The 22,310-nt window shown below is 52.7% G+C and carries 22 protein-coding genes; 13 read left to right on the top strand and 9 right to left on the bottom strand.

All coding sequences use genetic code 11. The annotated features are described in order from the left end of the window. Nucleotides 1–26 precede the first annotated feature (26 nt). Genes recF through dnaA form a run of 3 tightly spaced genes read right to left on the bottom strand, consistent with a single transcriptional unit; the run spans nt 27 to nt 3,602 of the window. Nucleotides 27–1,100: a DNA replication/repair protein RecF gene (gene recF / locus VSR74_RS16140; RefSeq protein WP_347795658.1), complete on the bottom strand. Its 1,074-nt coding sequence runs from the start codon at nt 1,098–1,100 to the stop codon at nt 27–29. Further along, nucleotides 1,100–2,200 carry a DNA polymerase III subunit beta gene (gene dnaN, locus VSR74_RS16135; RefSeq protein ID WP_347795657.1) on the bottom strand — a complete coding sequence of 367 codons (1,101 nt, stop codon included), beginning with the start codon at nt 2,198–2,200 and terminating at the stop codon, nt 1,100–1,102. Before dnaN ends, recF begins: the two co-directional genes overlap by 1 nt. 4 nt (nt 2,201–2,204) lie before the next feature. Beyond that, complete coding sequence (gene dnaA, locus VSR74_RS16130; RefSeq protein WP_347795656.1) at nt 2,205–3,602, bottom strand: chromosomal replication initiator protein DnaA; 1,398 nt, start codon at nt 3,600–3,602, stop codon at nt 2,205–2,207. 792 nt (nt 3,603–4,394) lie between these two features. Between dnaA and rpmH the strand changes: the two genes are divergently transcribed. The 12 genes from rpmH to VSR74_RS16075 all read left to right on the top strand — a co-directional run bounded on the left by rpmH (nt 4,395) and on the right by VSR74_RS16075 (nt 15,288). Beyond that, nucleotides 4,395–4,535, top strand: coding sequence for a 50S ribosomal protein L34 (gene rpmH, locus VSR74_RS16125; protein ID WP_000831330.1), 141 nt, complete (start codon nt 4,395–4,397; stop codon nt 4,533–4,535). A gap of 16 nt (nt 4,536–4,551) precedes the next feature. Beyond that, nucleotides 4,552–4,911 carry a ribonuclease P protein component gene (rnpA, locus tag VSR74_RS16120; protein ID WP_014072458.1) on the top strand — a complete coding sequence of 120 codons (360 nt, stop codon included), beginning with the start codon at nt 4,552–4,554 and terminating at the stop codon, nt 4,909–4,911. Next, the gene (yidD, locus tag VSR74_RS16115) at nt 4,875–5,132 is read left to right on the top strand and encodes a membrane protein insertion efficiency factor YidD (RefSeq protein ID WP_276222809.1); all 258 of its coding nucleotides are present in this window, start codon (nt 4,875–4,877) and stop codon (nt 5,130–5,132) included. Before rnpA ends, yidD begins: the two co-directional genes overlap by 37 nt. 2 nt (nt 5,133–5,134) lie before the next feature. Next, nucleotides 5,135–6,778, top strand: a complete 1,644-nt coding sequence (gene yidC, locus VSR74_RS16110; protein ID WP_347795655.1) for a membrane protein insertase YidC — start codon at nt 5,135–5,137, stop codon at nt 6,776–6,778. 106 nt (nt 6,779–6,884) lie between these two features. Continuing rightward, nucleotides 6,885–8,249, top strand: a complete 1,365-nt coding sequence (gene mnmE / locus VSR74_RS16105) for a tRNA uridine-5-carboxymethylaminomethyl(34) synthesis GTPase MnmE (protein WP_347795654.1) — start codon at nt 6,885–6,887, stop codon at nt 8,247–8,249. A 216-nt stretch (nt 8,250–8,465) separates the two neighbouring features. Next, a complete protein-coding gene (gene tnaC / locus VSR74_RS23260) occupies nt 8,466–8,540 on the top strand; it encodes a tryptophanase leader peptide (RefSeq protein WP_411914264.1) in 75 nt (24 codons plus the stop codon). A 245-nt stretch (nt 8,541–8,785) separates the two neighbouring features. Then, nucleotides 8,786–10,201 (top strand): tryptophanase, encoded by a 1,416-nt coding sequence (gene tnaA / locus VSR74_RS16100; protein ID WP_347795653.1) that lies wholly within the window; start codon nt 8,786–8,788, stop codon nt 10,199–10,201. A 74-nt stretch (nt 10,202–10,275) separates the two neighbouring features. Then, on the top strand, nt 10,276–11,526 hold the full coding sequence (gene tnaB / locus VSR74_RS16095; protein ID WP_347795652.1) for a low affinity tryptophan permease TnaB: 1,251 nt from the start codon (nt 10,276–10,278) through the stop codon (nt 11,524–11,526). A 129-nt stretch (nt 11,527–11,655) separates the two neighbouring features. Beyond that, nucleotides 11,656–12,834, top strand: coding sequence for an MFS transporter (locus tag VSR74_RS16090; RefSeq protein ID WP_347795651.1), 1,179 nt, complete (start codon nt 11,656–11,658; stop codon nt 12,832–12,834). Next, nucleotides 12,803–13,762 (top strand): HTH-type transcriptional regulator YidZ, encoded by a 960-nt coding sequence (gene yidZ, locus VSR74_RS16085; protein WP_347795650.1) that lies wholly within the window; start codon nt 12,803–12,805, stop codon nt 13,760–13,762. The genes VSR74_RS16090 and yidZ overlap by 32 nt, the downstream gene beginning before the upstream one ends. 170 nt (nt 13,763–13,932) lie before the next feature. Continuing rightward, nucleotides 13,933–14,682: a 4'-phosphopantetheinyl transferase family protein gene (locus VSR74_RS16080; protein WP_347795649.1), complete on the top strand. Its 750-nt coding sequence runs from the start codon at nt 13,933–13,935 to the stop codon at nt 14,680–14,682. A 39-nt stretch (nt 14,683–14,721) separates the two neighbouring features. Further along, nucleotides 14,722–15,288 carry an NADPH-dependent FMN reductase gene (locus VSR74_RS16075; protein WP_347795648.1) on the top strand — a complete coding sequence of 189 codons (567 nt, stop codon included), beginning with the start codon at nt 14,722–14,724 and terminating at the stop codon, nt 15,286–15,288. A gap of 92 nt (nt 15,289–15,380) precedes the next feature. Here VSR74_RS16075 and adeP read toward each other — a convergent pair whose 3' ends face one another. Continuing rightward, nucleotides 15,381–16,718 carry an adenine permease AdeP gene (gene adeP / locus VSR74_RS16070; RefSeq protein ID WP_347795647.1) on the bottom strand — a complete coding sequence of 446 codons (1,338 nt, stop codon included), beginning with the start codon at nt 16,716–16,718 and terminating at the stop codon, nt 15,381–15,383. A 168-nt stretch (nt 16,719–16,886) separates the two neighbouring features. Here adeP and yieH point away from each other — a divergent pair, with 168 nt between their 5' ends. Next, nucleotides 16,887–17,552, top strand: a complete 666-nt coding sequence (gene yieH / locus VSR74_RS16065; protein WP_347795646.1) for a 6-phosphogluconate phosphatase — start codon at nt 16,887–16,889, stop codon at nt 17,550–17,552. Nucleotides 17,553–17,626: 74 nt separating this feature from the next. Here yieH and phoU read toward each other — a convergent pair whose 3' ends face one another. The 5 genes from phoU to pstS form a co-directional block, all read right to left on the bottom strand. Then, a complete protein-coding gene (gene phoU / locus VSR74_RS16060; protein WP_149463804.1) occupies nt 17,627–18,352 on the bottom strand; it encodes a phosphate signaling complex protein PhoU in 726 nt (241 codons plus the stop codon). 26 nt (nt 18,353–18,378) lie between these two features. Beyond that, nucleotides 18,379–19,152, bottom strand: coding sequence for a phosphate ABC transporter ATP-binding protein PstB (pstB, locus tag VSR74_RS16055; protein ID WP_015966605.1), 774 nt, complete (start codon nt 19,150–19,152; stop codon nt 18,379–18,381). Between the two features lie 52 nt (nt 19,153–19,204). Beyond that, on the bottom strand, nt 19,205–20,095 hold the full coding sequence (pstA, locus tag VSR74_RS16050; protein WP_347795645.1) for a phosphate ABC transporter permease PstA: 891 nt from the start codon (nt 20,093–20,095) through the stop codon (nt 19,205–19,207). Beyond that, entirely contained in the window at nt 20,095–21,054 is a 960-nt protein-coding gene (gene pstC / locus VSR74_RS16045; RefSeq protein WP_108476249.1) for a phosphate ABC transporter permease PstC, read from the bottom strand. Before pstC ends, pstA begins: the two co-directional genes overlap by 1 nt. 127 nt (nt 21,055–21,181) lie before the next feature. After that, a complete protein-coding gene (pstS, locus tag VSR74_RS16040) occupies nt 21,182–22,222 on the bottom strand; it encodes a phosphate ABC transporter substrate-binding protein PstS (RefSeq protein WP_347795644.1) in 1,041 nt (346 codons plus the stop codon). Between the last annotated feature and the right edge of the window lie 88 nt (nt 22,223–22,310).

Raw genomic sequence — 22,310 nt, 5'->3', positions numbered from 1 at the left:
ACGTTTCTCGCTCATTTAAACTTGGGTTAATCCGTTATTTTACCCTTTTCCACGGTAAACATCTTCGAATTTTCGTCCGACATGTCTATAACGTGTTCAGCGCTGATCGCGCTGACGAAAACCTGTGACTGCGTCGCTTTTAAGCGGCTGGCTAACAGCCCGCGACGCGCGTCATCAAGTTCAGAGGCAAAATCATCTATCAGGTACAGGCAGCGCCGACCGCTTTCGCGGGTCAGGAACTCGCCCTGTGCCAGGCGCAGTGCGCACATCAGCAGCTTAAGCTGCCCACGCGACAGCGTGTCTTCCACCGGTGCGCCATCGGCGCGTATGCGAAAGTCCGCTTTATGCGGGCCATGCGCGGTATAGGTCAACATTCTGTCACGCTCAAAGTTCCGCTCCAGCACCTCGGCATAGTCCGTCTCTTTTTCCCAGCCACGCTGGAAAGAGAAGGTGAGGGAGAACTCCGGTAAAAACTGTTTGCAGGTATCCGCCATATCTTCGGCGATACCGGCGCTGTATTCGGCACGCCAGCGGCTGATTTGTTCAGCCAGAGGGATCAATTCCTTATCCCAGGGGCGCAACTGTTCGTAGCGGCTCACCTGGCGTAAGGCGGCGTTGCGCTGCTTCAGCAGACGCTTGAGGTTGCTCCAGGCGATAAAGAACCCGGCTTCATTGTGGAAGCATCCCCAATCGAGGAATGCTCTTCTGTATTTGGGGCCGCCGTTGAGTAAAGTAAACCCCTCGGGCGTAATAAGCTGCATCGGCATCAGCAGCGCCAGCTCTGCAACCTTATGGCCATCAGTGCCGTCGATGCGTACTTTGCTGTCACCGAGCTTATCTTTGGTGAGGCCAATGGTGGTTTCGCGCTCTTCGCCCTGCAAACGCCCGTGCAGCACGAACGCATCCTGTTCATGGCGGATCACGCGGCCAATCTGCAAACTGCGAAACGCCCGGCCATGACCGAGCGTATAGATGGCTTCCAGCACGCTGGTTTTGCCGCTGCCGTTTGCGCCAACCAGGAAGTTAAAGCCGGGAGATAAGGCGAGATCCGCGCTTTCGATATTGCGAAAGTCGCGGATCAACAAGCGGGTGAGCGACATTACAGTCTCATTGGCATGACAACATAGGCAGCCGACTGTGATGCGGCATCTTCAATCTGTACGCTGGAAACGGAGTCCGTCAGTAGAATACGCACGTTTTCGCATTTCAGTGCGTTCAGCACATCCAGCACGTAACTGACGTTAAAGCCGATTTCCATCTCAGTGCCAGCGTAAGTGACGTCGAGGATCTCTTCCGCTTCTTCCTGTTCCGGGTTGTTGGCGGTAATTTTCAGTTGGTTTTCACTGACAAACAGGCGCACGCCGCGGAATTTTTCGTTGGAAAGAATGGCCGCACGGGCAAAGGCCTGCTTGAGAATATCGCAGCCGGCATCCAGATGTTTGTCGGGATTCTTCGGCAATACGCGGCGATAATCCGGGAAACGGCCATCAACCAGCTTGGAAGTGAAGATGAAATCACCGACATGGGCACGGATGTTATTGCTACCAATTTGTACGCGCAGCGGTGTATCGCCGCCGTCGAGCATACGCATCAGTTCAATGACGCCTTTACGCGGTACGATCACCGAATGATTCGGCAACGATTCGCCGACCGGCATGGAGCACACCGCCAGGCGGTGGCCGTCGGTCGCCACGGTACGCAGCTCTTCCCCTTCGGTTTCAAACAGCATGCCGTTTAAGTAGTAACGAACGTCCTGATGCGCCATCGAGAACTGGGTCGCTTCAATCAGACGCTTCATGGTTGCCTGCGGCAGGGTAAATTCGACTTCGCTCTGCCAGTCATCCAGGTTCGGGAAGTCGGCGGCAGGCAGCGTGGAGAGCGAGAAACGGCTGCGCCCGGAGCGCACCAGCATGCGGTCGCCTTCCAGTTGCACGGCAATCTCTGCGCCTTCAGGCAGACCACGGCAGATATCGAAGAATTTACGTGCCGGGACGGTGGTTGCGCCGGGCTCGTGCGCCTGCACCAGCGCCACGCGAGCAACCATCTCCATTTCTAAATCGGTACCGGTCAATGACAGCGTACCGTCAGCCACCTGTAATAGCAGGTTTCCGAGAATAGGCAGCGTCGGGCGGCCACCTAGCGGGCCACTCACCTGTTGTAACGGTTTTAATAAATGTTCACGTTCTACGGTAAATTTCATAGGATCACGACGACAGTGTTCTGATTAAATTTGAGAAATCTTCTTTGATATCGTGGCTCTCTTCACGCAACTGCTCAATCTTACGGCAGGCATGAAGCACGGTGGTATGGTCACGGCCGCCAAACGCATCGCCAATTTCCGGCAGACTGTGGTTGGTCAACTCTTTCGCCAGCGCCATCGCCATCTGGCGCGGACGCGCTACCGAGCGGGAACGCCGCTTGGAGAGGAGATCCGCCACCTTAATTTTGTAGTACTCGGCCACCGTCTTCTGAATATTGTCGATAGTGACCAGTTTTTCCTGCAACGCGAGTAAATCACGCAGCGCTTCGCGAACGAAGTCGATAGTGATCGCCCGGCCAGTAAAGTTGGCGTTGGCAATCACGCGGTTCAGCGCCCCTTCCAGTTCACGCACGTTAGAGCGTAGCCGCTTGGCAATAAAGAACGCCACCTCACCCGGTAGACGAATATCGTTCTCGTCGGCTTTTTTCATCAAAATGGCCACGCGGGTTTCCAGCTCCGGCGGCTCAATGGCCACCGTCAGCCCCCAGCCAAAGCGGGATTTCAGGCGATCTTCCACGCCGTTGATCTCTTTCGGGTAGCGATCTGATGTCAGGATGATCTGCTGATTGCCTTCCAGCAGGGCATTAAAGGTGTGGAAAAACTCTTCCTGGGATCGTTCTTTATTGGCAAAAAACTGGATGTCATCGATAAGCAGCGCATCGACGGAGCGGTAGTAGCGTTTGAACTCTTCAATAGCGTTGTTTTGCAGGGCTTTTACCATGTCCTGCACGAAACGTTCGGAGTGCATGTAAACCACTTTTGCATTGGGTTTACGGGCGATGATGCCGTTGCCCACCGCGTGTAATAAGTGCGTTTTACCCAGACCCGTTCCGCCATATAAAAACAGCGGGTTATACGCGCCGCCAGGGTTATCGGCCACCTGGCGCGCCGCCGCGCGGGCCAGTTGGTTCGACTTACCTTCAACGAAGTTATCAAAGGTGTGTTTTACGTTGACGTTGGAGCGGTAAGAAGGCTCTGCCGGAGCGGGGACGTTATCCCAACCCTGACGCGGTGCGGGCACCGCGCGTGGGGCATGCACCTGTGCTGCCTGCGCCGGAATGGCAACGTTTGCCGTTTCTCTGAGGGTATGCGTGACCGGTTTCGTCCCCACCTCAAAACGCAACTGAGGCGCATCGGAACCGCAAAAGTCATTAAGCAGTCCGTTGATATTGTTCAGGTATTTATCTCGTACCCAATCAAGCACAAAACGATTTGGCGCGTACAGGGCCAGCGTGTTATCGCTCAGTTCCGCCTGCAATGGGCGGATCCACATGCTGAATTCTGTGGCTGGTAACTCATCCTGCAATCGGGCAAGACATTGCTGCCAAAGCGAAAGTGACACGGCGGACTCCACTCGAAAAAAGTCGATACACATCATCGTTCAGGCAACCTTACGAAGCCGTAGATGAACCTTCCTGCGACACAAAATGTCGGGGACTCACTCAGTTGCCGCCGAAGCAGCCTGAATAACGCTGTGTATAAGATTAAAAAATTCGTGATTTTTGACACACGTCGAATAGACCCAATGCACAAGGGTGACGTGCGAACCGCTATCTGCGGTTTTCCACAAAACACCTCGGGCTGCCCGTGGGCAGTACTGCAACCGGAAACACCGGAAGCGTTAAGTGTGTTTTCCCGCTCCAGGATCCGTGGATCCGATCAGGACCGCGGATCATAGCCTAAACTGAGTCAGAGATCTTCTGTTTCTCACAGTTTCTTCCTGATTTATCCACAGGAAGGATCGGGACTGGCTAAGTGTAAACGATCCGCAAGGGAAGGGGGGACGATTTACGCCGCATATTGGAAAAATTAATGAGTAACGACAAATTTTTGCTTAAATGATCTAACAAAGATCCTGGATGATCCTTGCGCTTTAATGGTCAGGCCGTATAATCCCCGACCCAGCGCATGCTACGTGCAAACAGGCGTCAGATGTTGCTCATTTTCCGTGCTAAACGCTACAAAAAAACGTGGTGAATTACGCGGTAAATAAGGAAAGAGAATTGACTCCGGAGTGTACAATTATTACAATCCGGCCTCTTTAATCACCCATGGCTTCGGTGTCCATCGTTCGATTTTCGGGCGGATATCCAATAAAGCCATTGAATTTATTCAAGTTTAGGTAGAAATCGCCATGAAACGCACTTTTCAACCGTCTGTACTGAAGCGCAACCGTTCTCACGGCTTCCGTGCTCGTATGGCTACTAAAAATGGTCGTCAGGTTCTGGCACGTCGTCGTGCTAAAGGCCGCGCTCGTCTGACCGTTTCCAAGTAATAAAGCTAACCCCTGAGTGGTTAAGCTAGCATTTCCCAGGGAGTTACGTTTGTTAACTCCCACTCATTTCACATTCGTCTTCCAGCAGCCACAACGGGCTGGCACGCCGCAAATCACCATCCTCGGCCGCCAAAATTCGCTGGGGCATCCCCGTATCGGTCTTACCGTCGCCAAGAAAAATGTTAAACGTGCGCATGAACGCAACCGGATTAAACGTCTGACGCGTGAAAGCTTCCGTTTACGTCAACATGAACTCCCGTCTATGGATTTCGTGGTGGTGGCGAAGAAGGGGGTTGCAGACCTCGATAACCGTGCTCTTTCGGAAGCGTTGGAAAAATTATGGCGCCGCCATTGTCGCCTGGCTCACGGCTCCTGATAGCCCTCATTCGGGTCTATCAACGTCTGATTAGTCCGCTACTCGGGCCGCATTGTCGTTTCACTCCTACCTGTTCACAATACGGAATTGAGGCATTGCGCAGGTTTGGAGTGATAAAAGGCAGTTGGTTGACAGTGAAACGCGTATTAAAATGCCACCCTTTACACCCAGGTGGAGACGACCCCGTCCCCCCCGGACCTTTTGATACCAGAGAACACTAACGATGGATTCGCAACGCAATCTTCTCATCATCGCTTTGTTGTTCGTGTCTTTCATGATCTGGCAGGCTTGGGAACAGGATAACAATCCTCAACCTCAGCAGCAGACCACGCAGACTACGACCACCGCAGCGGGTAGCGCCGCCGACCAGGGCGTACCGGCCAGTGGCCAGGGGAAACTGATTACGGTGAAAACCGATGTGCTTGAGCTGACCATCAACACCCGTGGTGGTGATGTTGAGCAGGCGCAACTGTTGGCTTACCCGAAAGAACTCAAATCGACGGAGCCGTTCCAGTTACTGGAAACGACGCCGCAGTTTATCTATCAGGCACAGAGCGGCCTGACCGGTCGTGATGGCCCGGATAACCCGGCAAATGGCGAACGTCCGCTGTATAACGTCGACAGTGACGCCTTCGTACTGGCCAATGGTCAGAACGAACTGGTTATTCCGATGACCTATACCGATAAAGCGGGCAATACTTTCACCAAAACCTTCACCCTGAAAAAGGGCGAGTATGCGGTGAACGTAGGCTACAGCGTACAGAACAGCAGCGAGAAACCGTTAGAGTTGTCCACCTTTGGTCAGCTTAAGCAGTCCATCAATCTGCCGACTCACCGCGATACGGGCAGCAGCAACTTTGCGCTGCATACCTTCCGCGGCGCTGCGTACTCCACGCCTGACGCGAAGTATGAAAAATACAAATTCGATACCATTGCAGATAACGAAAACCTGAACGTCAGCTCTAAAGGCGGTTGGGTAGCGATGCTGCAACAGTATTTTGCGACCGCATGGGTTCCGCGTAACGATGGCTCTAACAACTTCTATACCGCTAACCTCGGTAACGGCGTTGCAGCGATCGGCTACAAATCCCAGCCTGTTCTGGTTCAACCGGGACAAACCGGTACGCTTGGCAGCACCCTGTGGGTTGGCCCGGAAATTCAGGATAAAATGGCCGCCGTTGCGCCACACCTGGATCTGACCGTTGATTACGGTTGGTTGTGGTTCATCTCTCAGCCGCTGTTTAAACTGCTGAAATGGATCCACAGCTTCCTGGGTAACTGGGGCTTCTCCATCATCGTTATCACCTTTATCGTTCGTGGCATCATGTACCCGCTGACTAAAGCGCAGTACACCTCCATGGCGAAAATGCGTATGCTGCAGCCGAAGATTCAGGCGATGCGTGAGCGTTTGGGCGATGACAAACAGCGTCAGAGCCAGGAAATGATGGCCCTGTACAAAGCAGAGAAGGTTAACCCGCTGGGTGGCTGCTTCCCGCTGCTTATCCAGATGCCAATCTTCCTTGCGCTGTACTACATGCTGATGGGCTCCGTTGAACTGCGTCATGCGCCGTTCGCACTCTGGATCCACGACTTGTCTGCACAAGACCCGTACTACATCCTGCCGATCCTGATGGGCGTAACGATGTTCTTCATTCAGAAGATGTCGCCGACCACCGTGACCGACCCGATGCAGCAGAAGATCATGACCTTTATGCCGGTCATCTTCACCGTGTTCTTCCTGTGGTTCCCGTCAGGTCTGGTGCTGTACTATATCGTCAGCAACCTGGTGACCATTATCCAGCAGCAACTGATTTACCGTGGTCTGGAGAAACGTGGCCTGCATAGCCGCGAGAAGAAAAGCTCCTGATTCGGTTGTGAGCCGGATAAGGCGAAACCGCCATCCGGCAAACGGAACATAAATTAAAGGGCGGTCTTATGACCGCCTTTTTTATTTGTATTGAATGAGACATATCATGAGCCATAACGACACTATCGTAGCCCAGGCCACCCCTCCGGGACGTGGCGGCGTCGGCATCCTGCGCATTTCCGGCCTGAAGGCCCGCGACGTAGCTCAGGCCGTTTTAGGTAAGCTGCCGAAACCACGTTATGCTGATTATCTGCCGTTTAAGGACGTCTCCGGCAGCGCGCTGGATCAGGGTATCGCTCTGTGGTTCCCCGGCCCTAACTCCTTTACCGGTGAAGACGTACTGGAATTGCAGGGGCATGGCGGCCCGGTAATTCTCGATCTCCTGCTCAAACGTATTCTGACCATTCCGGGCGTGCGCATCGCCAAACCGGGCGAGTTCTCCGAGCGTGCCTTCCTCAACGACAAGCTCGATTTAGCACAGGCTGAAGCGATTGCCGACCTGATTGACGCCAGTTCCGAACAGGCCGCCCGTTCTGCGCTGAACTCGTTGCAGGGGGCATTTTCCGCTCGCGTAAATCACTTAGTGGAAGCACTCACTCACCTGCGCATCTACGTGGAAGCCGCCATCGATTTTCCTGATGAGGAGATTGATTTTCTCTCCGACGGTAAAATCGAAGCGCAGCTCAACAATGTGATGACCGATCTTGATGCCGTGCGTGCCGAAGCGCGTCAGGGCAGCCTGCTGCGCGAAGGGATGAAAGTGGTGATTGCCGGGCGTCCAAATGCCGGGAAATCAAGCCTGCTGAACGCGCTGGCAGGTCGTGAAGCGGCGATTGTCACCGACATTGCAGGCACCACGCGCGACGTACTTCGCGAACATATTCATATCGACGGCATGCCGCTGCACATCATCGACACCGCCGGGTTGCGTGAAGCCAGCGATGAAGTGGAGCGTATCGGCATCGAGCGCGCCTGGCAGGAAATCGAACAAGCCGACCGTGTGCTGTTTATGGTTGACGGCACCACCACCGATGCCGTTGATCCGGCGACAATCTGGCCTGATTTTATCGCCCGTTTACCCGCAAATTTACCGATCACCGTGGTGCGTAACAAAGCAGATATCACAGGCGAGCCGCAGGGTCTGAGCGAGGTGAATGGTCACTCACTGGTTCGTCTTTCCGCACGTACTGGCGATGGCGTGGAAGTACTGCGCAACCATCTCAAACAGAGTATGGGCTTTGAAACCAACATGGAAGGCGGCTTCCTCGCGCGCCGTCGTCACTTGCAGGCACTGGAGCAGGCTGCTGAGCACCTTCAGCAGGGCAAGGCACAGTTGCTGGGCGCATGGGCGGGTGAACTGCTGGCAGAAGAGTTGCGCCTGGCACAGCAGGCGCTGAGCGAAATCACCGGAGAGTTTACCTCCGATGATTTGCTGGGACGGATTTTCTCAAGCTTCTGTATTGGTAAGTAAGTCCACACGAACTCTCCCTGCAATCATGGAATGATATGCAGGGATCCCCGGAAAAATTTATGCCTCAGATACTTTTCACTAATCTCGACATTTTAATGTGGAATAATTAACAACATCTTATTGATTGTGATTACAATCACAACTCGCCAAAATCCCGATAGACAAATATTCCCATTGCAATAATGTAGCACTGTATCTAATGAGGATAAACATATCATGATTATCTCAACTTCATATATCACCGAAAAATGGTTCAATATCGACAATAAAATTGTTGAGCATCGCCCATAACCTCTCCCCACGCCTGTCAAAATCAAATAACAAATAGATCTTACTAAATCTATTCGTTTGGTATGCCTTATTTTTAATTATACGGCTAACGAGTCGCTATAACACCTGTATTCGTCGAGAAAACACAGGTGCAATGCGTGGCATTTGAATTAGCTCGAAAATAAGCATACCTGAAGATATTCATCATGGCTATTTTTAATAGCCACAGGGACTTTTTGTCAAAAAATTAATTGAAGGATTATCAAATGGAAAACTTCAAACATTTACCTGAGCCATTCCGCATCCGTGTTATAGAGCCTGTAAAACGTACAACAAGAGAGCATCGCGAAAATGCGATTATAAAATCAGGCATGAACCCATTTCTGCTGGACAGCGAAGATGTTTTCATTGATTTACTGACAGACAGCGGCACCGGGGCTGTTACGCAAAATATGCAAGCGGCGATGATGCGCGGCGATGAGGCTTATAGTGGCAGCCGTAGCTATTATGCCTTAGCCGATTCGGTTAAGACGATTTTCGGTTATCAGCATACAATCCCCACTCACCAGGGACGCGGCGCAGAGCAAATCTATATACCGGTATTAATAAAAAAACGTGAACAAGAAAAAGGCTTAGACAGAACTAAAATGGTCGCCTTTTCTAACTATTTCTTTGACACCACCCAAGGCCATAGCCAGATCAACGGTTGCACCGTGCGTAACGTTTATATCAAAGAAGCGTTTGATACCGGCGTTCGCTACGATTTTAAAGGTAACTTTGATCTCGAAGGACTGGAACGCGGAATTGAAGAGGTAGGCCCAAATAATGTGCCTTATATCGTTGCAACCATCACCAGCAACTCTGCTGGCGGTCAACCTATTTCATTAGCCAACCTGAAAGCAATGTATAGCATTGCGAAAAGATATGATATTCCGGTTGTCATGGACTCAGCGCGTTTTGCGGAGAACGCCTATTTCATCCAACAACGAGAGGCTGAATATAAAGACTGGACTATTGAGCAAATCACGCGTGAAACCTATAAATATGCTGATATGCTGGCAATGTCGGCCAAAAAAGATGCCATGGTTCCGATGGGTGGATTGCTCTGCATTAAAAATGATGATTATTTAGATGTTTACACCGAGTGCAGGACACTTTGCGTGGTTCAGGAAGGCTTCCCAACTTACGGGGGTCTGGAAGGCGGGGCCATGGAGCGACTCGCTGTCGGCCTCCACGACGGGATGAACCGTGACTGGTTAGCTTACCGTATTACTCAGGTTCAGTATCTGGTCGATGGCCTGGAAGCCATTGGCGTTGTATGCCAGCAAGCGGGTGGCCATGCGGCATTTGTTGATGCTGGCAAGCTCCTGCCGCATATTCCCGCGGAGCAATTCCCGGCTCAAGCGCTGGCATGTGAATTGTATAAAGTCGCGGGTATCAGAGCGGTAGAAATCGGTTCCTTCTTGCAGGGTCGCGATCCCAAAACGGGCAAGCAGTTACCTTGCCCGGCAGAATTGCTGCGTTTAACTATCCCGCGTGCTACCTATACCCAGTCGCATATGGACTTCATCATTGAAGCCTTTAAACATGTTAAAGAAAATGCGCTGAATATTAAGGGATTAACCTTTACTTACGAACCAAAAGTGTTGCGCCACTTCACGGCAAAACTTAAAGAAGTTTAATCAAACAGATCGTCGAAAAGGCTGTGTTTTCACAGCCTTTTCGATATTAAGCTACCTATTATTAAGGTTGCATTATGGAAGATACTTCAAATGAAAAACACTCCTCCTTCTGGGGAATAATGGTTATTGCAGGTACCGTCATTGGTGGTGGAATGTTCGCTCTCCCCGTTGACCTTGCAGGGTCATGGTTTTTCTGGGGGGCATTTATTCTTATCATAGCCTGGTTTTCGATGCTACATTCAGGACTACTACTCTTAGAAGCAAATTTAAATTACCCTGTTGGCTCCAGTTTCAACACCATCACAAAAGATTTGATCGGCAATAAATGGAATATTATAAGTGGGTTTACGGTAGCATTCGTTCTTTATATTCTCACTTATGCTTATATCTCGGCAAATGGTGCAATCATCAGCGAAACCATTTCAATGAACCTGGGGCAGCACGTTAATCCACGAGTCATTGGTATCAGTACAGCGCTGTTTGTGGCCAGTATATTGTGGTTTAGCTCTCTGGCAGCAAGTCGAATTACGTCATTATTTTTAGGTGTTAAAATAATCTCATTTGTAATCGTTTTTGGCTCTTTTTTCTTCCAGGTTGACTACTCCATACTCCGGGATATTGCCGGTAGTGCAGAAGGTAATGCATCTTACTTCCCTTATGTGTTTATGGCGCTTCCAGTCTGTCTGGCTTCATTTGGGTTTCATGGCAATATTCCAAGCTTGATTATTTGCTATGGAAAAAGAAAAGATAAACTAATAAAAAGTATCGTTTTTGGTTCATTGTTAGCTCTGGTTATCTATCTTTTTTGGCTATACTGCACCATGGGAAACATCTCTCGTGAGGGGTTTAAAAACATCATATCATCAGGGGGGAATGTCGATTCGCTGGTCAAATCATTCCTCGGAACAAACCAGCATGGAATTATCGAGTTTTTCCTTCTGCTGTTCTCCAACCTGGCCGTCGCAAGCTCTTTCTTTGGCGTCACGCTGGGGCTTTTTGATTATCTGGCTGATTTATTTAAATTCGATAACTCTCCTGGTGGGCGTTTAAAAACTATTCTTCTTACCTTCCTGCCACCAGCGTCCTTATACCTGATATTCCCGAATGGCTTTATCTACGGCATTGGCGGCGCGGGATTATGCGCGACAATCTGGGCCGTGATCATTCCGGCATTCCTCGCATTAAAAGCCAGGAAAAAATTCCCGGACAAAATGTTTACCGTCTGGGGAGGTCACATCATCCCCTGCATTGTTATGCTCTTCGGTGTTGCAGTGATCGTTTGCTGGTTTGGTAGCACCTTCAATTTATTACCCAAATTTGGCTAAACAGAATCCGCTCCGCTGACCTAAGTGTCAGCGGATGTTCCTCACAGGAAATCACTCTTGTCCAAATGGCAACTCGCCACCCTATGCACCTCCCCGTATCCTTAGCGCCACGCTTATTGTGAGGATGCTATGGCCCGCTATCTCTTGTGTAGTTTTGCTCTTGTTCTGCTCTATCCTGCTGGAATCGATATGTATCTGGTGGGGCTCCCGCGCATTGCCGCCGATCTCAACGCCAGTGAGGCGCAGCTACATATCGCTTTTTCAGTCTATCTGGCCGGGATGGCCACTGCGATGTTGTTTGCCGGACGTGTGGCCGACCGTTCCGGTCGTCGACCCGTTGCGCTGTTTGGCGCAGTGATTTTTATGCTGGCCTCCACGTTGTGCGCACTGGCACAGGAGAGCTCGCTGTTTTTAGTCGGTCGCTTTGTGCAGGGGTTTGGGGCGGGAAACTGTTATGTGGTTGCCTTCGCCATTCTGCGCGATACGCTTGACGACCAGCGTCGGGCAAAGGTGCTGTCGCTGTTAAACGGTATCACCTGCATTGTGCCGGTACTCGCCCCGGTGCTGGGGCATCTGATTATGCTCAAATACCCGTGGCAGAGTCTGTTCTGGACGATGCTGGTCATGGGCGTGGTGGTATTTTTACTCTCTGCGCTGGTGCTGAAAGAGACGCGCCCTGAGCGGCTGACGCAGAAGCATTCCCACTCGTCCAGCGAATCGCTGCTCGACCGTTTCTTCCTGAGCCGTCTGGCTGTCACCACCCTGAGCGTGTCGGTGATCCTCACTTTTGTAAATACCTCCCCGGTACTGCTGATGGAAGTGATGGGCTTCGAGCGCGGCGAGTACGCGACCACCATGGCCTTAACGGCTGGCGTGAGTATGGCGGTCTCCTTCTCGACGCCGTTCGCACTGAGCATCTTTAAACCACGCACGTTAATGCTCACCTCGCAATGCCTGTTCCTGACGGCGGGGGTGGTGCTCAGTCTTGCGCCAACCCATGCCATCACGCTGTTTGGTATTACGCTGATTTGCGCCGGTTTCTCCGTTGGCTTCGGCGTGGCGATGAGCCAGGCGCTCGGGCCGTTCGCCCTGCGCGCGGGTGTTGCCAGTTCGGTGCTGGGGATCGCCCAGGTATGCGGTTCGTCGTTATGGATTTGGCTGGCAGCTGTATTCGGCATTGGCGCACTGAATATGCTGATCGGGATTCTGATTGCCTGTAGCATACTGAGTCTATTGCTGATTATCGCCGTCACCCCCAAAAGGAACGCGCATCGCCATGAAGAAATCCATCACCAGCCTCGATCTTAACCTGCTGTTATGCCTGCAATTACTGGCGCAGGAGCGTAGCGTGACCCGGGCGGCGAAGCGGATGAGCGTGACGCCGTCAGCGGTCAGCAAGTCGCTGGCAAAGTTACGGACATGGTTCGATGACTCACTGTTTATCAACACCCCACTTGGACTAACGCCAACGCCGCTGATGGTAAGCATTGAGCAGGATCTGGCGGACTGGATGCAAATGGGCAAACAGATTCTGGATAAGCCGCATAACGAGACGCCCGGCGGGCTGAAATTCGAACTGGCGGCGGAGTCTCCGCTGATGATGCTGAGATTCAATGACCTTTCGCAGCAGATCTACCAGCGTTATCCGAAGGCATCCATTAAGGTGCGTAACTGGGACTATGACTCACTGGATGCCATCACCCGGGGTGACGTCGATATCGGTTTTACTGGTCGGGAAACCCATCCGCGTTCGCGGGAACTGTTGAGCGCCCTGCCGCTATCGATCGACTTTGAGGTACTGTTTACCGACCTTCCGTGGGTCTGGCTGCATGAAGATCATCCGGCGCTGCGCGAAGAATGGAATCTCGAGACCTTCCTGCGTTATCCCCATATCAGCATCTGCTGGGAACAAAGCGACACCTGGGCGCTGGATAACGTGTTGCAGGAGTTGGGACGCGAACGCAACATTGCCTTAAGTCTGCCGGGTTTTGAACAGTCGCTGTTTCTTGCCGCCCAGCCCGGTAACACCCTGATAGCCACCGCTCCACTCTATTGTCAGCACTACAATCGGCAACATCATTTACCGCTGGTCGCCCGTCCACTCCCCTTTGATGAGAACCAGCGTGAAAAGCTAATGGTGCCCTTTACGCTGCTGTGGCATAAACGTAATAGCCATAACCCAAAGATCGTATGGCTGAAGGATACAATCAAATCTCTGTACCGCGAGATAAAATAATTGCGCTTATTTATCTCCTTTTTGCGAGAGATTTAACTATTACGCCTAAGGATTTGTAAAAGTCCTGCCCTCCCTCTTTCAATGTCTGCGCTTGCGCATTAAAACGTATACGTTTCACCGATAATATGAGGGTGAAATTTATTAACGGCCCATTAATCACGGAGCGAAAAATGGCGACACATTTTGCAAGAGGGATACTTAACGACGGGCAGATGCTCTCGGTAAGGCTGTCGACAACCTGCCACAATACAGCCCGCGAATTGCCGACTCACCGCAGAACGCGATATCTTGCCTCCCGCGCGTTGCTGGCCGAGCTGATATTTATGCTCTACGGCATCGGCGAACTGCCTGAAATCATAAACCAGCCCAATGGCAGACCCGTTTTCAAAGACCCCAATCTCCCCGACTTTTCTCTCTCCTATGCCGGAAACATCGTTGGCGTCGCGCTGACCACGGAGGGGAAATGCGGCCTTGATCTTGAGCTACAGCGTTCGGCTTATTCACTTTCCCGCGCGCAAAATTCTAAAAGTTACGGCTTCACCAGCAACGAAAAACTGTGGATTAAAAACCAAAATGACGCAAACGAGGCGCAAGTCCAGTTGCTAACCCTGCGCCACAGCATTCTTAAGCTCACCGGAGAGATACATACAGACCAGCCAGAGCTTCTCCAGCTTTTGCCGGGTTCCGGACGTTTGCGCTCGGCCAGCATGGCGCAGCTTGAAGCCCTGAGCGATGCAGAAGATGTGCTGGTCTGGTCACTGGCTGCGACGCCCGCCATCGAAAAGCTAAAGATTTGGCAATTTGACGGGCGGAACGGCTGGCAAAGCCTGCCCGACGCACAAACGCGCGCGAATGCCGAAGATGCCCGTCTGATGAGATTCACCAGCCTGTCTGCGGAGAAGGCACTTATACTCAATTAGCCTGGCCACTGTTGGGCCAGCAGATAAACAGGAGTAATCATGTCCGAAGCGTTAAAAGTTGTTACGTTACTGGGAAGCCTGCGCAAAGGTTCATTTAACGGTATGGTTGCGCGTACCCTGCCAAAAATCGCTCCGGCGAGCATGGAGGTCTCTCCACTGCCGTCGATTGGCAATATCCCGCTGTATGACGCCGACGTTCAGCAGGAAGAGGGGTTCCCGCAAAGCGTATTAGCGCTGGCGGAACAAATTCGTCAGGCCGATGGCGTGGTCATTGTAACGCCGGAATATAACTACTCGGTGCCGGGCGGCCTGAAGAATGCCATCGACTGGCTCTCTCGCCTGCCTGAACAGCCGCTGGCAGGTAAACCCGTGCTGATTCAGACCAGTTCGATGGGGGCAATTGGCGGCGCACGCTGCCAGTATCACCTGCGTCAGATCCTGGTGTTCCTCGATGCAATGGTGATGAACAAGCCGGAGTTTATGGGGGGAGTCATTCAGAACAAGGTCGATCCGCAACTGGGTGAGGTGATTGAGCAAGGGACGCTGGATCATTTAACTGGCCAGTTGACCGCGTTTGGCGAGTATATTTCACGGGTTAAGGCGTAGAAAATTTCCCCTCACCCCGGCCCTCTCCCGCAGGGAGAGGGAGAATACCACACCATCCTCTCCCCCACAGGGAGAGAGGATGGACGAGGGCATTAATGCCCGTCAATAAACACAATCTTCAGCACAAACAGCAGTGCGACGATAATCACGCACGGGCTGAGGTCGCGGAAACGGCCGGTACCGATTTTCATCACACAGTAAGAGATGAAGCCCAGCGCAATCCCTTCGGTAATGGAGAAACTAAACGGCATCATCACGGCGGTAATGAACGCCGGAACCGATTCTGTCAGGTCTTCCCACTTCACACGAGCAAGGCTTGAGGTCATCAGTACGCCAACGTAAATCAGCGCGCCCGCAGCGGCGTAGCCCGGCACCATTCCGGCCAGCGGCGACAGGAAGATCACCAGCAGGAACAGGATACCGACGACTACCGCAGTCAGACCAGTACGGCCACCAACGGAGACGCCGGAAGAGGATTCGATGTACGCGGTGACGGAAGAGGTACCGATAAAGGAACCCGCAACAGAAGAGACGCTATCGACATACAGCGCCTGCTTCATGCGCGGAAACTTGCCTTTCTCATCGGTCAGCCCGGCTTTGTCCGTTACCCCAATCAACGTACCGGAGGAGTCGAACAGGTTAACCAGCATAAAGGAGAAGATCACGCCAGCCAGGCCCAGGTTGAACGACCCGGCAAGGTCAACGTGGCCCACAACCGTCATCACGCTTGGCGGCGCAGAAACGATACCGTTGTAATGCACGTCGCCCAGCATCCAGCCCAGCAGCGTGGTGACTACGATAGAGACCAGTACGGCAGCATGAATGTTACGCGAGGCCAGAATAGCGATAATAAAGAAGCCCAGCACGCCCAGCAGCACGCTGTGAGACGTCAGGTTGCCAATCGCCACCAGCGTTTCGGAGTTCGCCACGATGACACCGGCGTTTTTCAGGCCCATCATACCGATGAACAGGCCGATACCGCTGGTGATGCCCACGCGCAGGCTTACCGGGATATTGGCGATCATCCAGTAACGCACGCGGAAAATAGTCAGCAGCAGCAGGCCGATTGCGCCCCAGAAGATTGCGCCCATACCGACCTGCCACGGCAGGCCCATCGCCTGTACCACGACAAAGGCGAAGAAGGCGTTAAGGCCCATCGCAGGCGCCAGTGCCACCGGCAGGTTGGCGAAAACGCCCATCAGGATGCTGCCCAGCGCAGCAATCAGGCAGGTGGTGACAAACACCGCGCTGGTGTCCATGCCCGCCACGCCAAGAATTTGTGGGTTAACAAAAACGATGTAGACCATCGTCAGGAAAGTGGTGAAACCGGCAATGACTTCAGTACGTGCCGTTGTGCCGTGTTCACGCAGTTTAAACACGCGTTCCAGCATACCCTGACCGGAAGTCTGGGTAGTTTGTTGTTGGCTCATCATCTATTTCCGCAGAAAGGAAGGAAAATTCGTCGCTATCCTATACCAAAATGCGACAATAGGCGCGTTTGCGAGATAGTTTTTTTCATTGATTTTGCTTATACGGCAACGATTGCGTCTCTCAATTCAGCAGTACGTAAACGTTAAACTTGTTATTAAGGGAATGATATGTCCGGGATTGAAGCAGTATTTTTCGACTGTGACGGTACGCTGGTCGACAGCGAAGTGATTTGTTCTCGCGCGTATGTCCATATGTTCAAAGAGTTTGGCATTACGCTCGATCTGGAAGAGATCTTTAAACGTTTTAAAGGCGTGAAACTCTACGAGATCATCGACATCATTAACGCCGAGCACGGGGTAAACCTGGCTCGTGCCGATCTGGAGCCGGTTTATCGCGCCGAGGTCGCACGTCTGTTCGATTCGGAACTGGAGATCATCCCCGGCGCGGATACCCTTCTGAACGCCATGAAAGTGCCGATGTGCGTGGTTTCTAACGGCCCGGTCAGCAAGATGAATCACTCATTAGGAAAGCTGGCGATGCTGCACCATTTCCCGGAGAAATTGTTCAGCGGCTACGATATTCAGCGCTGGAAGCCTGACCCGGCATTGATGTTCCATGCGGCGAAGGCGATGAACGTCAACGTGGAGAAGTGCATTCTGGTGGATGATTCCAGCGCGGGCGCGCAGTCAGGAATAGATGCGGGAATGGAGGTGTTCTACTTCTGCGCCGACCCGCATAACAAGCCGATTGATCATCCCAAAGTGACGACGTTTACCGATTTGGCACAGTTGCCAGGACTGTGGAAAGCGCGCGGGTGGGATATTGTGCGTTGATTTGCCCCTCACCCTAACCCTCTCCCACAGGGAGAGGGAACCGATCGCGCGCTTTGCTAAACCGGAAGGAAGGCTTACTCTTTCGGGTCTTTCCCCGCCAGCAGTTTATCCAGCTCATCGCCGCCCACGTGGCGGAAATCCTGCCCCTTCACGAAGTAGAAGATGTATTCGCAGATATTCTGGCAGCGGTCGCCGATACGCTCGATAGAGCGTGCGCAGAACAGCGCGGTGAGTACGCTTGGAATGGTGCGCGGATCTTCCATCATATACGTCATCAACTGACGCACGATGCCTTCATATTCCTGATCGACTTTCTTATCTTCGCGGTAGATACGTACCGCTTCGTCGAGATCCATACGCGCGAAAGCATCCAGCACGTCATGCAGCATCTGCACCGTGTGGCGGCCGAGGGATTCCAGGCTCACCAGCAGCGGCTGGTGCTGAGAAGAGAACTTCTCCAGCGCCGTGCGGCAGATTTTATCGGCAACGTCGCCAATACGTTCCAGTTCAGCGATGGTTTTGATGATTGCCATCACCAGGCGCAGGTCACTCGCCGTCGGCTGGCGTTTAGCGATAATACGCACACAGGCTTCGTCGATGGCAACTTCCATCATGTTGACCTGTTTGTCACCTTCCACCACGCGTTTTGCCAGTTCGCTATCCTGGTTGTGCATCGCGGTAATCGCATCGGAGAGCTGCTGCTCCACCATGCCGCCCATGGTCATTACCTGGGTGCGGATACTTTCCAGTTCAGCGTTGAACTGGCCGGAAATATGTTTATTAAGATTGAGGTTGTCCATGGTTTCTCCACATGCACTAAGGCAAATCAACCGTAGCGGCCAGTAATATAATCTTCAGTCTGTTTCTTCGCCGGGCGAGTGAACAGTGCATCCGTGTCGCTGAACTCAATCAGCTCGCCCAGGTACATAAACGCCGTGTGATCCGAGCAACGCGCAGCCTGCTGCATGTTGTGGGTGACGATAACGACGGTGTAATCCTGTTTCAGTTCGGTGATCAGCTCTTCAATTCGCCCGGTAGAAATCGGGTCAAGCGCAGAACAGGGCTCATCCAGCAGCAATACTTCCGGGCGAATGGCGATACCGCGCGCAATGCACAGACGCTGCTGCTGACCACCAGAGAGAGAGTACCCGCTCTGGTGCAGTTTATCTTTGGTTTCGTTCCACAATGCGGCCTTGGTCAACGCCCACTGCACGCGCTCGTCCATATCGGTGCGCGAGAGCTTTTCAAACAGGCGCACGCCAAAGGCGATGTTGTCGTAAATCGACATCGGGAACGGCGTTGGTTTCTGGAACACCATGCCTACTTTCGCCCGCAGCAGGGCGATATCCTGGGTGTTGGTCAGGATGTTGTCGCCATCGAGCAGAATTTCCCCTTCCGCTCGCTGCTCCGGGTAGAGGGCAAACATTTTGTTGAAAGTACGCAGCAGCGTGGATTTACCGCAGCCGGACGGCCCGATAAACGCCGTCACCTGGTTTTTCGCGATATCCAGGTTGATGTTCTTCAGGGCATGGAATTTGCCGTAGTAGAAGTTCAAATCACGAACCTGAATTTTACCCGGGGCAGTATTGACCATACTCATCTCAATCTTTTCCTCATCGTGCCTGATTACGCTTCGCTTATCAGGCAATCTATTAACCGTGTTTCTTCTTCGCGAAAATAACGCGCGCGAGAATATTCAGTAGCAGTACGCACAGGGTAATAATCAATACCCCGGCCCAGGCCAGTTGTTGCCACTCGGCAAACGGGCTCATCGCAAATTTAAAGATGGTGACTGGCAGGTTGGCGATCGGCTGCATCATGTCAGTGCTCCAGAACTGGTTCGAGAGCGCGGTAAACAGCAGCGGCGCAGTCTCACCCGCGATACGGGCAATCGCCAGCAGGATACCGGTCATGATCCCTGAAACGGACGCCTTCAGCGTAATCGCCGAGATCATCTTCCACTTCGGCGTACCCAGCGCGTAAGCCGCTTCACGCAGGCTGTCCGGCACCAGTTTGAGCATGTTTTCCGTGGTACGAATGACGATAGGTACCTGCAACAGCGCCAGCGCGATCACCCCGGCCCAGCCGGAGAAGTGCTGCATCTGCGCCACCACAATGGTGTAGACAAACAGACCCACCACAATTGACGGTGCGGAAAGCAGGATGTCGTTGATAAAACGAATGATTTCCGCAAGCACAGATTTACGGCCATATTCCGCCAGGTAGATGCCAGCCATGATGCCGAGCGGCGTACCAAAAACGGTAGCCCAAAGGATCAGCAGACCGCTGCCCGCCAGAGCGTTCGCCAGCCCGCCACCCGCCGTATTCGGCGGCGGCGTCATTTCGGTAAACAACGCCAGCGACATACCGTCGATACCGCGAGTGACGGTGGACATCAGGATCCAGATAAGCCAGAAAAGACCGAACGCCATCGTCGCCATGGAAAGCGTCAGCGCGATACGGTTCTTCAGACGACGACGCGCCTGCATTTTGCGGCGAGATTCCGCCAGGGCCGCGGTGTTTTGCATTTCGAGCGTAGCCATTAACGCGCCCCCTCATTTTTCGCCAGGCGCATCACCATAAACTTAGATGCCGCCAGCACGATAAAGGTAATCACGAACAGGATCAGACCCAGTTCCATCAGCGCCGCAACGTGCAGCCCCGATTCCGCTTCGGCAAATTCGTTCGCCAGCGCCGAGGTAATACTGTTGCCCGGCATGTACAGCGAGGCGCTGTCGAGCTGGTAGGTGTTGCCGATGATAAAGGTGACGGCCATGGTTTCACCCAGCGCACGACCGAGGCCCAGCATAATGCCGCCAATCACCCCATTTTTGGTGAACGGAAGGACGATACGCCAGATAACTTCCCAGGTGGTACAGCCGATGCCGTAGGCCGACTCTTTCATCATTACCGGGGTTTGTTCAAATACGTCGCGCATGACCGCCGCGATGTACGGAATGATCATGATGGCGAGGATCACGCCAGCCGCCAGAATCCCGATACCAAATGCCGGGCCGGAGAACAGTGCGCCAACAAACGGGATATTAGAAAGTACGTTGCCGACCGGCTCCTGAAAATACGTGGCAAACAGCGGGGCAAAGATAAACAGGCCCCACATGCCGTAAACGATACTCGGGATAGCCGCCAGCAGTTCAATGGCGATACCCAACGGGCGACGCAGCCAGTTGGGAGCAAGTTCCGTCAGGAACAGCGCGATGCCGAAGCTCACCGGAACGGCGATCAGCAGCGCGATAATCGAGGTGACGAGGGTGCCGTAGATAGGAACCAGTGCACCGTAAATATCATTCGGCGCATCCCACTCTTTGGTCCACAGGAATGAGAAACCGAATTTTTCGATGCTCGGCCAGGAGGAGATGATCAGGGACACGATAATGCCGCCCAACATCAATAGCACAATCAGCGCAGCCAGTTTTACCAGTGCGCTGAAGATCATGTCACCCTTTTTACCCGGAGGGTTAAAAGCAGGCTTGGTTGCAGCCATAAATCACTCTTTCCGTTAAACGCGTTTTACGAAGTTGCCCGATGGCGCAAACGCTTATCGGGCCTACAGTGTTAACCGTAGGGCGGGTTAGCGCAGCGCTACCCGCCATTTTCGTCAATATTTCCCGTTAGTACAGCGCTTTACCGCTGCTGTCTTTCACACTGGTTTTCCATGCTGCACGAACCTGTTCTACCACGCTGTCCGGCAGTGAAGCATAATCCAGGTCATTAGCCTGTTTCGCGCCGTTTTTGTAAGCCCAGTCGAAGAACTTCAGTACTTCAACACCCTGCTCAGGTTTCTTCTGCTCTTTATGTACCAGGATGAAGGTGGTGGAGGTAATCGGCCACACATCGTCACCTTTCTGGTTTGTCAGATCCTGGGCGAAGGATTTGCTCCAGTCGACGCCTTTGGCGGCGTTAGAGAAGCTCTCTTCGGTCGGGCTTACCGGCTTACCGTCGGCAGAAACAATTTTGGTGTAGGCCAGGTTATTCTGTTTCGCGTAAGCGTACTCGACATAACCAATCGCACCCGGCAGACGCTGGACGAACGCGGCGATACCGTCGTTGCCTTTACCGCCAAGACCCGTCGGCCAGTTTACGGTAGAGCCCGCGCCGACTTTCGATTTCCACTCTTCGTTCACTTTCGCCAGGTAGCTGGTGAAGACGAAGGAAGTACCGGAACCATCCGCACGACGCACCACGGCGATATTCTGCGAAGGCAGTTTCACACCCGGGTTCAGTTTGGTGATGGCTTCGTCATCCCACTTCTTGATTTTGCCCAGGTAGATGTCACCCAGAGTTTTACCATCCAGCACCAGCTCGCCAGACTTCAGACCCGGAATGTTTACTGCCAGAACCACACCGCCGATAACGGTCGGGAACTGGAACAGGCCTTCCTGCGCCAGTTTTTCGTCAGACAGCGGGGCATCGGATGCACCAAAATCAACCGTGTGAGCATTGATCTGTTTTACGCCACCGGAAGAACCGATCCCCTGGTAGTTCACCTTGTTACCGGTCTCTTTCTGGTAGGTATCAGCCCATTTGGCATACACCGGCGCCGGGAATGTTGCACCTGCGCCAGTCAGGCTTGCTGCTGCAAACACAGAGAAAGCACTCATCGATAAGGTCGCGGCGACAACAGTTGCGACGGTGGTACGCATAACTTTCATAATGTCTCCTGGAAGGATTCATAAAGCATTGTTTGAGTGGCTACTGTGAGCAAAATAGGACAAACAGGTGACAGTTATATGTATGGAA

The organism is Pseudocitrobacter cyperus (assembly GCF_039889165.1).
GTDB classification, from domain to species: Bacteria; Pseudomonadota; Gammaproteobacteria; order Enterobacterales; family Enterobacteriaceae; genus Pseudocitrobacter; species Pseudocitrobacter cyperus.
Note: the sequence above shows the minus strand (reverse complement) of the source record. Positions and strands in the feature narration are given on the sequence as shown.